At 39.4% G+C, this 12,885-nt stretch carries 12 protein-coding genes; 4 read left to right on the forward strand and 8 right to left on the reverse strand.

Annotated features, from left to right (window positions below):
- Nucleotides 1-5 precede the first annotated feature (5 nt).
- On the forward strand, nt 6-3,602 hold the full coding sequence (locus AC07M3_RS06515; protein WP_494566884.1) for an AAA family ATPase: 3,597 nt from the start codon (nt 6-8) through the stop codon (nt 3,600-3,602).
- 200 nt (nt 3,603-3,802) lie between these two features.
- On the opposite strand, the gene AC07M3_RS06520 is transcribed toward AC07M3_RS06515, so the two are convergent.
- Nucleotides 3,803-4,495 carry a YggS family pyridoxal phosphate-dependent enzyme gene (locus tag AC07M3_RS06520; protein ID WP_494566885.1) on the reverse strand — a complete coding sequence of 231 codons (693 nt, stop codon included), beginning with the start codon at nt 4,493-4,495 and terminating at the stop codon, nt 3,803-3,805.
- A 126-nt stretch (nt 4,496-4,621) separates the two neighbouring features.
- On the opposite strand from AC07M3_RS06520, the gene AC07M3_RS06525 reads away from it, so the two are divergent.
- Together AC07M3_RS06525 and AC07M3_RS06530 are read left to right on the forward strand one after the other, a co-directional pair.
- A complete protein-coding gene (locus tag AC07M3_RS06525; RefSeq protein ID WP_003653239.1) occupies nt 4,622-5,659 on the forward strand; it encodes a type IV pilus twitching motility protein PilT in 1,038 nt (345 codons plus the stop codon).
- Nucleotides 5,660-5,678: 19 nt separating this feature from the next.
- The gene (locus tag AC07M3_RS06530) at nt 5,679-6,797 is read left to right on the forward strand and encodes a PilT/PilU family type 4a pilus ATPase (protein ID WP_004641663.1); all 1,119 of its coding nucleotides are present in this window, start codon (nt 5,679-5,681) and stop codon (nt 6,795-6,797) included.
- 69 nt (nt 6,798-6,866) lie between these two features.
- On the opposite strand, the gene fur is transcribed toward AC07M3_RS06530, so the two are convergent.
- Nucleotides 6,867-7,304 carry a ferric iron uptake transcriptional regulator gene (fur, locus tag AC07M3_RS06535; protein WP_003653242.1) on the reverse strand — a complete coding sequence of 146 codons (438 nt, stop codon included), beginning with the start codon at nt 7,302-7,304 and terminating at the stop codon, nt 6,867-6,869.
- 111 nt (nt 7,305-7,415) lie between these two features.
- Here fur and AC07M3_RS06540 point away from each other — a divergent pair, with 111 nt between their 5' ends.
- On the forward strand, nt 7,416-7,814 hold the full coding sequence (locus AC07M3_RS06540; protein WP_003653245.1) for an outer membrane protein assembly factor BamE: 399 nt from the start codon (nt 7,416-7,418) through the stop codon (nt 7,812-7,814).
- 67 nt (nt 7,815-7,881) lie between these two features.
- On the opposite strand, the gene AC07M3_RS06545 is transcribed toward AC07M3_RS06540, so the two are convergent.
- From AC07M3_RS06545 to argB, 6 genes are all read right to left on the reverse strand, one after another.
- Nucleotides 7,882-8,193, reverse strand: a complete 312-nt coding sequence (locus AC07M3_RS06545) for an RnfH family protein (protein ID WP_307011124.1) — start codon at nt 8,191-8,193, stop codon at nt 7,882-7,884.
- On the reverse strand, nt 8,193-9,260 hold the full coding sequence (locus AC07M3_RS06550; protein ID WP_494566886.1) for a hypothetical protein: 1,068 nt from the start codon (nt 9,258-9,260) through the stop codon (nt 8,193-8,195). Before AC07M3_RS06550 ends, AC07M3_RS06545 begins: the two co-directional genes overlap by 1 nt.
- 151 nt (nt 9,261-9,411) lie before the next feature.
- Nucleotides 9,412-9,867: a bacteriohemerythrin gene (locus AC07M3_RS06555; protein WP_092707714.1), complete on the reverse strand. Its 456-nt coding sequence runs from the start codon at nt 9,865-9,867 to the stop codon at nt 9,412-9,414.
- Between the two features lie 251 nt (nt 9,868-10,118).
- On the reverse strand, nt 10,119-10,967 hold the full coding sequence (locus AC07M3_RS06560) for a class II glutamine amidotransferase (RefSeq protein ID WP_003653249.1): 849 nt from the start codon (nt 10,965-10,967) through the stop codon (nt 10,119-10,121).
- A 107-nt stretch (nt 10,968-11,074) separates the two neighbouring features.
- Complete coding sequence (locus AC07M3_RS06565; RefSeq protein ID WP_202743887.1) at nt 11,075-11,857, reverse strand: GNAT family N-acetyltransferase; 783 nt, start codon at nt 11,855-11,857, stop codon at nt 11,075-11,077.
- 122 nt (nt 11,858-11,979) lie between these two features.
- Nucleotides 11,980-12,885: an acetylglutamate kinase gene (gene argB / locus AC07M3_RS06570; protein ID WP_003653251.1), complete on the reverse strand. Its 906-nt coding sequence runs from the start codon at nt 12,883-12,885 to the stop codon at nt 11,980-11,982.

Below are 12,885 nucleotides of genomic sequence, written 5' to 3' on the forward strand. Positions count from 1 at the left end.
ATGTCATGAAAATTTTATCTATTCGTATAAAAAATCTGGCATCTCTTTCTGACGAGCACTTTATTGATTTTGAAAGTGCGCCTCTAGCTCACGCAGGCTTAATTGCCATTGTGGGGAAAACAGGCGCAGGTAAGTCAACCATTTTAGATGCCATGTGCCTTGCCCTTTTTAATCGCGTTCCTCGCCTTAAAGACAGCGATGGTAAATTAAAAGATGTTGATGGTTCAGAGTTACTCACCAATTCGCCTTTAACTGTATTACGCCGCGGTACGGGACATGGTTTTGCTGAACTTTGCTTTATTGCACAAGATCAAAAACGCTATTTAGCACGCTGGGAAATTAAACGTGCGCGTGAAAATCCGAATGGTAAATTACAAAGCGTGCAACGTCACTTAAAATGCCTGACCGATGGTGTGGTGCTTGCCGACAAAGCCAAAGCAGTTGATGAAAAAGTTAAACAAATTACCCAGCTTTCATTTGAACAATTTACCCGTGCTGTTTTACTTGCCCAGTCAGAAGTCACTGCGTTTTTAAAAGCAAGAGATAGTGAACGCGGTGAACTACTTGAGTACCTGACAAACTCGAGTATTTTCGCCAAAATTGGTGAACTGGCTTTTCGTAAAACAGCAGATATTGCCAAACAGCGTAAACAGCTTGAAGAGTTTTTAGGTCATATTGAGATTTTATCTGATGAAGAAATCACAGTATTTACCGAACAATATCAACAAGCTCAAGAGAACTATCAAAAATTAGAACAACAAAAAAATGTGTTGGATAAACAACAACAATGGTTTGAACGCAAAGCCAAACTTGAGCTTGAGGTTCAAGCTAAACAGCAACAGTTTCAAAACCAGCAAAACCAGCATCAGCAACTTGCGGGTGAACGTGAGCAATTAAAACGACTCGAAGTTTTCTCTGAAATACGCCCACAGGTCTTTCAGCAGACTCAAAATTTACAAACTCTACAACAACTTGAGCCGCAAATTCAGCAAGCTCAAATTAAGTTTAATGATTTGGTTCAAATTTTTGAAAGTGGACAAAAACAATATCAATCAGCAGAGCAAGAGCTCAAACAAACGCTCGATTTTGAGCAACAGCATCAACCTGCTTTAAATCAGGTTCGACAGTCCATTCAAGAGCGAACATTTATTGCAGATGAATATAAAAAGTGTAAAGAAAAAAGAAATGTTCTAGAGCAGAAACTCAACCCGTTGCAACAACAGCAAAACACGGTTCAACAACAGATTGAGCAGCTTCAACAAAATCAGGTACATCTGCAACAACAGCTTACTCAGACTGGGCAATATGCTGTATTAGATAAAGGCCTTTCAGCCCATTTACATCAACTCGGGCAATTTATTCAAAACTACGAAGCGATTGAACAACAGCTTGGAAACCCTGCTCTTGCTCGTCAAAAGCTATCGGAAGCTAAAAGTGAACTTGAACAACTGACGACTTCGGTGGGTACGGTTGAACAGATTGAGGTAAAACTTGAGCAACAGCGTAAAGATAAAGAACAAAAGCTTGCTCAAATTACTCAGCTAGACCTCATTCAACAAAAAGTTAAAATTTATCATGAGCTATATGCTGAGCTTCAGCAATTCACCGAAAAACATACTCAAACCTCCGCTCAAGAACAGCAGCTTAAAACCGTTTGCCAGTTAGCTGAGCAAGACTACCAAACAGCAAAAACAGAGCGTGAAAAGTTACAGCACATCTTGCAACAGCAACGTTTATTGCATACAGAGAATATTGAGCAGTTAAGAGCCAATCTTAAAGAAGGCGAAGCTTGTTTAGTCTGTGGCAGCACGCATCACCCGTACCGCATCGATGACAGCACAGTTTCCAAGGCCTTATTCGACTTGCAGCAACAGCAAGAACAACAGGCAGTAGCGCTAGAGCAAACTAAATTTAACGCGTGGCAAAGCGAACAGCAGACACTTACCCTGTGTCGTGCCGAGCTCGAACAAGTTCAAAAATATTTATCTCAAGTTAAAGCAAAACAGACGAGCTTACAGCAAGATCTTGTTCAGCAATTAAGTCTCAACCAATTGCAAATTGATCTTGCTCAACCTCCAGAACAAACCTTACAAACTCTTAGCGAGCTTAGACAAGCAACTCAAACTGCAATAAGTTCATTTGACTCAGAAAACTTGCATTTAACCCAAGCGATTAAGCAGCAAAACCAGTTGCTTCAACATGTTCAGCGTAGTGAAAGCTTGCTCAATACGGCACAGCAATGGCAACAGCAAGTTCAGCATATTGTTCAGTGCCTATCTGAATCCGAGCAGCACGCATGGCAGCAGTCGAGTAGCCAAACAGCTAAGCAGACTTGGTCAATTCTCGACGCACGTGCTAAGCAACTTGAACAACAAGAACAGCTTTCTCAGCGTTTTGAACAGCAGCAACAAGAACTTAAAATGCTGACAGCTAACCTTGAGCAAATGACCAAACAAATTAATGAGATCGACCAAAATCTCAAAGAAATTACACTCAAGGGTCAACAAAATAATGAAAAAGCGGTATTACTTATTCAACAAATGACAGGCCTTTCTGACATTAAGCCTCATGATTGGTTAATGGAGCATGATGCCAAACGTCAGCATCAACAAACGGCTTATCATGCGTCTAAACAACGTTTTGAACAGACCAGACAGCACTTCGAGCAACAAAAACAGGCGCTAGATCAGCTCAAGCATCAACATCAACACACCGAGCAACATCAACAACAGATTAATGCGCAAATTCAAAACTGGTTAAACGGGCATTCTGATTTTCAGGCGCAGGACTTTACGGCGCTCATACAGATTAATTCAGCACAAGAGCAAGATATCCGTAACCGCCTTAATCAGGCAGAACGTCTACTCAGTGAAGCTTCATCTGCCCTTAAGACTATGCAAGAGCAATTGACTGATCACTTACAAACTCAACCAGATATTGAATTTGAAAAGCTCCTGAACCTGATTCAAGACAATATTGCAGAGCTTAAAGCCCAACTGGAAGTTCGTGATCAGCTCAAACTGAAGTTAGAGCTGCACCAGCAAAACCTTGCGAAACAGCAACAATACGCTCAGCAAATTCAAAACATTCAGCAAGAAGAACATCGCTGGAGCAAAATTTCAGGTCTGATTGGCGATGCCAAAGGCAAAGAGTTCCGTGACTATGCCCAGCAATATCATCTGGATATTTTAGTGGAATATGCCAACCAGCAACTGGCTATGCTTTCTCAACGCTATACATTAAAACGACTTGACCAATCTTTAAGTCTGGCCATTATCGACCACGATATGGATGGAGAAATGCGTTCGGTTTCGTCTTTATCCGGCGGTGAATCCTTCTTAACAGCCCTCGCCTTGTCTTTAGCCATTGCCAATATGGCTTCAGGTTCAATGAAAATTGAATCTCTGTTTATTGATGAAGGTTTTGGAACCTTAGATGCATCTTCTTTGCATATGGTAATGAATGCTTTAGATCAATTACAAAATCAGGGTCGTCAGGTTGTTCTCATCTCGCACATTCAAGAAATGCATGAGCGTATTCCTGTACAAATTCAAGTGAAACCTCTTGGTGCTGGCGCAAGTACCATCGAGATCATTGGTTAAAACTAAAAAGCCCCGACATCCTGTCGGGGCTTTTTTAGAATCTGCGTTGGTATAACTCCTGTCGTACCTGTATGCATCCATTCATCACTGTTTATTGTTATTCTTAGAAACATCCTGTCTCCTGATGAATTCATAATAAGTGAAAACCACTTCCCGCCATAGCCGCAAAAGGACGCAATGAACGTACGAAATAGCGTACATCAACCCTTTTGCGAATAGTCTCTAGCACCAAATAAAGCAGTTCCCACACGGACCATGGTTGAACCTGCGGCTATTGCAGCCTCTAAATCACTCGACATTCCCATGCTTAAAGTATCCCAGTCTTCAGGGTGAGCATGTTTTTCTCTCACCTCGTCAAACAAATGCTTAGCATCTTTAAAAGCGGCAGTATTGTCCGGCGCTGGAATCACCATCAAACCGCGTAGTCTGATTTTGGGTAATTGACTAATTTGAGCAACTAACTCGGCAACCTCATCTGGTGCACAACCATCTTTACTATCTTGCCCGTCAATATTCACTTGCAAACAAATATTTAAGTCAGATTGATCTTGAAGCCTTTGATTAGATAATCGTTCAGCAATAATTAAACGATCTACACCGTGTACCCAATCAAACTTTTCAGCCAAATTTTTAGTCTTGTTTCGCTGAACATGACCAATAAAGTGCCATTCAATTTCTAAACCTTGTAAAGCTTCAATTTTTTCCAAAGCTTCCTGTAAATAGTTTTCGCCAAATGCTCTTTGCCCTGCTGCATACATTTCACGCAAACTTTCACTTGGATGTGTTTTTGATACGGCTAAAAGTTGCACAGTTTCAGGCGCACGCTGAGCATGTTCACAGGCACGTCGGATTTGCTGTAATACGTGCTGTCGCGCATCTTGCAGGTAATTCATTGACAAGGTTCTCATTTTCAAAAAACTTTTTTGCTTTTCACCTAAAGCGAGGTGTTGGTAAGCCTCGGTGAAAGCCGTATATTATTCTACAAAATAATGACATATTTTGATTTACTTGGGGAAATTATGGATATTACAGAGCTACTCGCTTTCTCTGTGAAAAATGGCGCGTCCGATTTACACTTATCTGCTGGCATGCCACCAATGATTCGCGTGGATGGTGAAGTCCGTCGCATTAACTTACCAGCTTTAGACCACAAAGATGTTCACCGTCTGGTCTACGACATCATGAATGATAAACAGCGCCGTGACTATGAAGAAAAGCTCGAAACAGACTTTTCTTTTGAAGTTCCCAATGTTGCGCGTTTTCGTGTCAATGCATTTAACCAAAACCGCGGTGCGGGCGCAGTGTTTCGTACCATTCCATCAAAAGTACTCACCATGGAAGATTTAGGCTTAGGTCAAATCTTTAAAGATATTTGTGATTACCCACGTGGCATTGTGTTAGTTACAGGTCCAACAGGTTCAGGGAAATCAACCACGCTTGCAGCGATGATGGACTACATTAACGAAAACCGTTATGACCATATTTTAACAGTTGAAGACCCAATCGAATTTGTACATCAGTCAAAAAAATGTTTGATTAACCAGCGTGAAGTGCATCGTGATACGCATGGCTTTAATGAAGCACTACGTTCGGCACTGCGTGAAGACCCCGATATTATTTTGGTCGGTGAGATGCGTGACCTTGAAACCATTCGTTTAGCACTTACCGCGGCTGAAACTGGTCACTTGGTGTTTGGTACGCTCCATACGACTTCTGCTGCAAAAACCATTGACCGTGTGATTGACGTATTCCCTGCCGAAGAAAAAGACATGGTTCGTGCCATGTTGTCAGAATCTTTACAGGCTGTTATTTCGCAAACCCTCCTTAAAAAGAATGGTGGCGGACGTGTCGCAGCACATGAAATTATGATTGGTATTCCTGCCATTCGTAACTTAATTCGTGAAAATAAAGTGGCACAAATGTATTCATCAATTCAGACTGGTGCAAATCATGGCATGACGACACTCGACCAAAGCTTAAAAGGTCTAGTTTCTCGTGGTGTGATTAGCCCACAAACTGCACGTACTGCTGCAAAACAGCCTGAATCATTCCTATAAAAATAATTAGAGAATAAATATGGATTTTAATGACCTACTCAACCTCATGGTTGAAAAAAAATCATCCGATCTTTTTATTACAGATGGTGTTGCACCATCTATGAAAATTAACGGGCAAATTGTTCCAATTTCAAAAAATAGTCTTTCAGGGGATGTTATTGGTCAACTATTACATTCCATCATGAGCGAAAAGCAGCGCAAAGAATTTGCGGACACTCGTGAATGTAACTTTGCCATTATGAACCGTGATAAAACAGCCCGCTTTCGTGTGAGCGCTTTTCAGCAGCGTGACATGCCAGGCATGGTACTACGTCGAATTGAAACTAAAATTCCTTCCATTGATGACTTGCAGTTACCGCCCGTTCTTAAAGATTTATCAATGACCAAACGCGGCATCATTATTTTTGTTGGTGCAACAGGTACTGGTAAATCGACTTCACTGGCTTCAATGATCAGCTATCGCAATCACAATACTAAAGGTCATATCATTACCATTGAAGACCCAATCGAGTTTATTCATGAACATGCAGGCTGCATCATTACCCAACGTGAAGTCGGCATTGATACAGACTCATTTGAAATTGCCTTAAAGAATACTTTGCGACAAGCACCAGATGTGATCTTGATTGGTGAGATTCGCTCTCGTGAAGTCATGGACTACGCAATTGGCTTCGCTGAAACAGGTCACCTTGTATTGGCCACAATGCACGCTAACAACGCCAACCAAGCGCTCGATCGTATTATTCACTTCTTTGAAAGTGATCGCCACAGTCAGCTTTACATGGACTTATCGCTTAACTTAAAAGCCATGATTGCGCAGCAACTTATTCCAACACCAGATGGCAATTCACGTCGTGCAGCCATTGAGATTTTGATTAACTCGCCATTAATTTCAGACTACATTCGTAAAGGCGAAATTCATGAAATTAAAGATTTAATGAAACGTTCGCGTGAACTCGGTATGCAAACCTTTGACCAAGCATTATTTGATCTCTATAAAGCAGGCCAAATTACCTATAAAGATGCATTAAAACATGCCGACTCACCGAACGATTTGCGTTTGACCATTAAGCTTGCCGAAGAAGGACCTGATCAAATTGCAGGCACAAATCAGCATTTAACCTTCGACCGACAGTAATTTCTTCATAAAAAAAGGAAGGTTAAACGTAACCTTCCTTTTTTATTTGTTTTCTTTATGTGAAAACGATTATTTCTTGCGCAACACTTCCTGACACTCAGGTTCGTTACAGTAACCGTAGAGGTTTAATGAGTGACCTGTTAAGGTAAACCCATGTTGTTCTGCTACAGCATGCTGTTCCTTCTCGATAACATCATTAGTAAATTCAATAACTTTGTTGCAATTATAGCAAACCAAATGATCATGATGATCTTCTTGCATAATTTCGAAAACAGAATGATTATTTTCGAAATGATGGCGCTGAATGATACCCGCAGCTTCAAATTGTGTTAACACACGGTAAACTGTCGCAAGACCGACATCTTCCCCTTGTTCTAACAAAGTCTTGTAAATATCTTCAGCACTAAGATGATGTTGCTTTGAATTTTCTAATAATTCCAAAATCTTAATTCGTGGAAGGGTAACTTTAAGTCCAGCTTTGCGCAAATCTTGATTGGAAATAGGCATGAAAAAAGGTCTCTCAACAAATCTCAAGTTGGAATAGGCAATAGAATTTAGATGAAGTATGATCTATCCTTTGATCAAATGCATCATAATTTATTGGGATAGTGTAGCAAAATGCAAAAACTCGTGCTGACGTTATTAGTCACTTCACTCCTTGCTGGTTGTTCAATCTTTGGTGTATATAAGGTTGATATTCCTCAAGGGACTCCTTTGACCAAAGCTCAGGCCTCTCAAGTACAAGTCGGCATGAATTTCCAGCAAGTGCGTTTTTTGCTTGGTAGTCCAACTGTGACTGATCCCCTCAATCCTCAACGTTGGGACTACATTTACAACTATATCCCGGGAACATATGCTAAAAAGGCAAAAATCCCCGCAGCACATGGTCAGCATTTAAAAATTTACTTTGATGGCACTGGCACAGTAACTAAAATTGAAGGTTTAGAAACTATTCCAGAATCGCAACCAGGTTTACCTGCTTCTAAAGAAGCGATTTTAACTGCCCCACCACTATAATCGTTTTTTCTAATAAAAATAAACCCCTCAAGTGAAATACTTCGAGGGGTTTTATTTATGGGACTTATTACTTTAAGCGATTACTTTTAATATATCGTCCCACAGGATTTTTCTCGGCGCGGTTACGGCGTATATCTTTAGGGTTAATAGTTAAAGGTCTATAGACCTCTACCCGATCACCTGCTTGCAAAATCGCATGTGCCTCAACTTTTGCACCAAAGATGCCAAGTTGTAATGACTCAGGCAAACTTACCTGTGTCTGCAAACCACTTGCCTCAACCGCTTGTAATGCAGTCATACCAGCTTCAAATGGAATAGCAACTAAAAACTGTTGCTCTGGGGCTGCAAAAGCAACCCACACTTGCTGAGCTTTTTCCATCAGATCATTTGTCCAACTACCGCAATCATGGCAATGACAATTGAAAGCGGTAATACAATACGCACTGCAATACGCCACAAGTTATAGAACAACTCATTGCTAAAATTCATCGATTTACGCAAATGGCTAATTTTCATAATCCAACCAGCAAAAATGGCATAGATTAAACAAATCAGTAATCCCCAAAGCATTAAAATCAGCGTAAAGATGCCATGAAGTTCAGGCACAGCCCAAACCGCAATTGCCAAAATAATGACAACCCATTGTAAAACGTACATCAGTTGACGTTGAGCAAGCTGTTCTTTAGCAAGTTGAATAAACAGAGCTGTTGTCATTACCGCAGTAAAAATCCAGGTAAAAACAGGAAGCTGTGCTTGAAGAGAAAAGAAACCAAACGCGACGACGGCAATTAGCTGAGCTAACCAGATTGGAAGTGCAGTTTTTGTGGCACCTTCTTGAGAGTGAATGACAGACAAACTATTTTGCCAGTAAAGTCCTAAGCCTAAACCACTCGCAACAAGTGCAAGTACTGTCGCATTACCCCATTCTTTAAACTCAACATTTGTCCAATGCCAAGGCTGTAAAGTCGTTCCCATTGTATTAGCTAAAACAAGAGAAGCGATTACACCGACTGTCATTAGCACAATTAAAATCTGACGCGGAATAAAAGATAAAATTAAAGCCACAACAGCAAGACCAGCAAAAACAATTTGCCCAGAAACACTATTATTGAGCTGTGCTGCCAGTAAGTTGCCAGCAGTACTCAGTACATTCCCTGCTAAAAATGGAATAAAAATAACTGCAAGCCAACCAGCCAAACGCCATTTTGGTGAACTATCTGCTTCACGAGTTAAACTTGATAAAGCATTTAAAGCAGTAGTCTTCGACCGTTTTGCTAAGGCAATTTCCAAATAACAAACTGGCAGAGCCAATAACAGCATTGTGCCTAACCACAATAACCAGAAATCGATTTGACGATCAATCTGGATTCCCATAGCGGGCGCCAATGTCGCCATAATGATGAAAGATAAGCAAAACGCCATCAGGGGCGATAACCATCGTGACATAGGTATGTCCTGCATTATGCATTCCTTGAAAAAGACTATAGATATTTTGCCCGTCTCATGCCTGAAAATCAAAGTTTGCTCAATAAAAAAAGCAAACTACCGAAACGATAGTTTGCTGCGCTAACTAAAACTATAAGTTTTGTTATTTAAATTATGCGAAAAACCGAGCAAACCAGTTTTTCCCTTTCTTCTTTTCTTTTTCTCTAATAATTCCCATCATATTTTCTTTTACTGCTCCAACATAATCAGCATCATCATGTTGAATATGGTTAATTAACCATTTTGCTAAAATTTCTTGCAGCTCTTTTTCAATGGTATGTCCCATTTCAAAACGTTCACGATATAATTCTATTTTTTTAATAAATAAGTCATGAACACGTTTATGTGGAACTCGATATTTATAATCTGCCTCTTCTTGTAAACTTTCTTCAAAAGTAAAATGAGACTGTGTATAGTCAATAATATTGTCTAAAACATCTTTAATACGACGTCTATCTTCATCATCTCTTACTTCATCAATCTCATTAATATAATCAAGTATTCGTTTATGTTGCTCATCAATAACCTCGATACCCGTATTATATTCTGAAGCCCATTTCATTTTCATACATCTCCCCAATGATGTTCAATGACTGTTGCATAAACCTCATGATATATTTAAAGGATATAAATAAAAACAAAGCTATTTTGTCGGCTTTATCATATAAAAATTATATTTAAATCAAGTTATTGTTTTTATTTGTTTTTTAATAAATTAACCAACCAAAACAATAAAGTATTTTTCAAACAAAATACTTTATTGTTAAATGTTTAATATATATAAATATTTCTATTCATACATTTTAAATATACTTTATATTAATACTGATCTGCACGAGTAATACGCTTAAGTTCTGGATTTTCCTGCTCACGTTTTAATCTTTCCACATGAGTAATTGCTTTTTTAATCGGCTTACCATGTTGAAATAAAATCATTTCACCTGGTTGATAAGCAGTCCAGTTTTCATTATGTGTTAAAGGTTCTGTCGTTATAACTGCCACACGATCTTCAGGTGTAGTGACCTGACTAAAATCAACCTCAACATCTAAGTCAATTAAATGAGCCTGATTAAATGGATATTCTCGAACCAACCAATGTAATTTAGTTATCGCGTAACTAAATAATGCCTTCCCATTCGACAAACAATAATTAAATGTGCCGTATTCAGCAATTTGTGGAGAAATTTTTTCTAATACTTCAAATATCTCATCAAGACTCGGTTCTTCATAACCGAAAGCTTCAACCAGTTGATCAAGCAAATAACAAAATGCACGTTCACTGTCTGTATTACCCACAGGGGTAAAACGTCCACTTAGTGGTGGGTTAAAATCATGTAAATCACCATTATGGGCAAAAATCCAATGACGCCCCCACAACTCTCTAATAAAGGGATGAGAGTTCTCTAAAGTGATTTTACCTTGAGTTGCTTTACGGATATGCGCGATCACGTTACGCGATTTAATAGGATAATTACGGATAAGATCAGCAATTGGAGATTCAACTGCCGACTGGTTATCCACAAATAGTCGGCAAGCTTTGTCTTCGAAAAATGCTATGCCAAACCCATCACTATGATCTGAGGTAATTCCCGCACGTTGTGAAAAACCACGGAAAGAAAACGTAATATCCGTTGGTGTTGCACAATTCATTCCTAATAGCTGGCACATATCGCTTTTAAACTACTTCTAATTACCCCATCTGCTCTATTGTGCATGAGAGTAAAATTGCTTGCAAATCTCAATATGTGCTGGCTATTAGAAAATAGGACATATGGTTAACGCTGCCCCATTTTATTCATGACAAATGAAGTCGCCACTTTATTCACTTCCAGAAATACAAAATAATCTAGACAGTTAAATTCTTCATCAAAAAATGCCTGTTTCGATAGTTTTGACTGCATGCTCAAATACATTTGGAACAATTTTGGCATACGCTCATCTTGTGGAAAACTGAACTCAGGATATTCAGGCTCATAGATTTTTTTCGAACGAATATCAATTGTTTTGCTTTCAGATAATTGCTGAATCTGGCGATGCGTGTAGTACGCTCTAGCCAAATTATCTTGCAAATGAATACTGACACAGCCCATCAAATATTTAGCGCGCATTGACCATAACACTTTCGGTGCAAGGTTCAACCACAGCATCGATAAAGCTTTACCATTACGAAAGCGAGGATGGACACAGGTACGCCCTATTTCTAACACATTAGGCAGGTGCGATAACTGAGGAACAATATCAAACTCATGTGCGCTGTAGCTTTGTGCTATCTCATGACCTTGAAATAATTTTAGGCGGGTATACGCTACAATTTCACCAGTCCACTTTTCACGTAAGACTGCATGCTCACAACCAAAATCATAAATGTCTTGATCTAAGTTATCTTCAAAATGAATTCCAAATTGTTGGCTAAATTGTTGTGCACGAAACCGCTGTACATCTTGTAATTCTTTTAAATTATCAACCCATTCAAAACGAAATTGTGTCTGATTTATAGCTTTTTGACGATTTAAAGGTAAAGTCCAGGTTTGGCGATATTGATTAAATTTTTCCAGCATAATGAATGCTCCTAGTGACACCCCTTACACTAGTCAAAGCTCATGACAAAAAAATGACCAATTTAAAATGGTATAAAAAAAGACCACCTAGGGTGATCTTTTTATTGAGAAGAACAGTTTTATTAAGCAGTTTTTGCTCGATTAGAAATCAGTGTTCCAACTCCATGATCAGTAAATATCTCAAGTAGTGTTGCATGTGGTACACGACCATCAACAATATGCGCACTCACAACACCGCCTTTAACAGCATCAAGCGCACAACCTACTTTAGGAATCATACCGCCATAGATCACGCCTGTTTCAATGAGACGATCAACTTCTTGCGTAGTAAGACCAGTTAACAGATTTTTGTTTTCATCCAGCACGCCACTAATGTTTGTGAGCAAGATTAATTTTTCAGCACCTAATGCTTCTGCAACCTTACCTGCAACCAAATCAGCATTAATATTATAAGTATTGCCTTCTTCATCTACACCTAGTGGTGCAATAACTGGAATAAAGTCACTTTGGGTGAACATTTCCAATACATCTGTTTTAACACCAGTAACTTCACCAACCATACCTAAATCAATATGTTTGATAGAACCGTCTTCTTCTTGCTTTTCCATAAGCAATTTACGAGCACGAAGTAAATTACCATCTTTACCTGTTAAACCAATAGCACGGCCGCCATGTTTATTAATCAGATTAACAATTGATTTATTTACGCTACCGCCTAATACCATTTCAACCACTTCCATGGTTGCAGCATCAGTTACACGCATACCGTCAATACGGTCAGACTCGCGGCCTAACTGCTTTAAAAATGAGTCTACTTGTGGCCCACCACCGTGAACAACAATCGGATTTAATCCTACCGTTTTAAGTAAAACGATGTCTCGGGCAAATGAACTTTCTAGCTCCGGATCAGTCATCGCGTTGCCACCGTATTTCACCACCAGCGTTTTACCAGTAAAACGTTGAATATACGGCAAAGCTTCAATCAAGATTTTTGCTTTGTCGACACCGATATGCTGATGTTGGGGCAT

It is taken from the genome of Acinetobacter sp. GW821-FHT09D10 (genome assembly GCF_059416285.1).

What these genes read in the sequence shown, in the direction of transcription:
- AC07M3_RS06515 (WP_494566884.1), top strand. Translation starts at nt 6, where the DNA reads ATGAAAATTTTATCTATTCGTATAAAAAATCTGGCATCTCTTTCTGAC.
- AC07M3_RS06520 (WP_494566885.1), bottom strand. Translation starts at nt 4,495, where the DNA reads ATGAATTACCTGCAAGATGCGCGACAGCACGTATTACAGCAAATCCGA.
- AC07M3_RS06525 (WP_003653239.1), top strand. Translation starts at nt 4,622, where the DNA reads ATGGATATTACAGAGCTACTCGCTTTCTCTGTGAAAAATGGCGCGTCC.
- AC07M3_RS06530 (WP_004641663.1), top strand. Translation starts at nt 5,679, where the DNA reads ATGGATTTTAATGACCTACTCAACCTCATGGTTGAAAAAAAATCATCC.
- fur (WP_003653242.1), bottom strand. Translation starts at nt 7,304, where the DNA reads ATGCCTATTTCCAATCAAGATTTGCGCAAAGCTGGACTTAAAGTTACC.
- AC07M3_RS06540 (WP_003653245.1), top strand. Translation starts at nt 7,416, where the DNA reads ATGCAAAAACTCGTGCTGACGTTATTAGTCACTTCACTCCTTGCTGGT.
- AC07M3_RS06545 (WP_307011124.1), bottom strand. Translation starts at nt 8,193, where the DNA reads ATGGAAAAAGCTCAGCAAGTGTGGGTTGCTTTTGCAGCCCCAGAGCAA.
- AC07M3_RS06550 (WP_494566886.1), bottom strand. Translation starts at nt 9,260, where the DNA reads ATGTCACGATGGTTATCGCCCCTGATGGCGTTTTGCTTATCTTTCATC.
- AC07M3_RS06555 (WP_092707714.1), bottom strand. Translation starts at nt 9,867, where the DNA reads ATGAAAATGAAATGGGCTTCAGAATATAATACGGGTATCGAGGTTATT.
- AC07M3_RS06560 (WP_003653249.1), bottom strand. Translation starts at nt 10,967, where the DNA reads ATGTGCCAGCTATTAGGAATGAATTGTGCAACACCAACGGATATTACG.
- AC07M3_RS06565 (WP_202743887.1), bottom strand. Translation starts at nt 11,857, where the DNA reads ATGCTGGAAAAATTTAATCAATATCGCCAAACCTGGACTTTACCTTTA.
- argB (WP_003653251.1), bottom strand. Translation starts at nt 12,885, where the DNA reads ATGCCCCAACATCAGCATATCGGTGTCGACAAAGCAAAAATCTTGATT.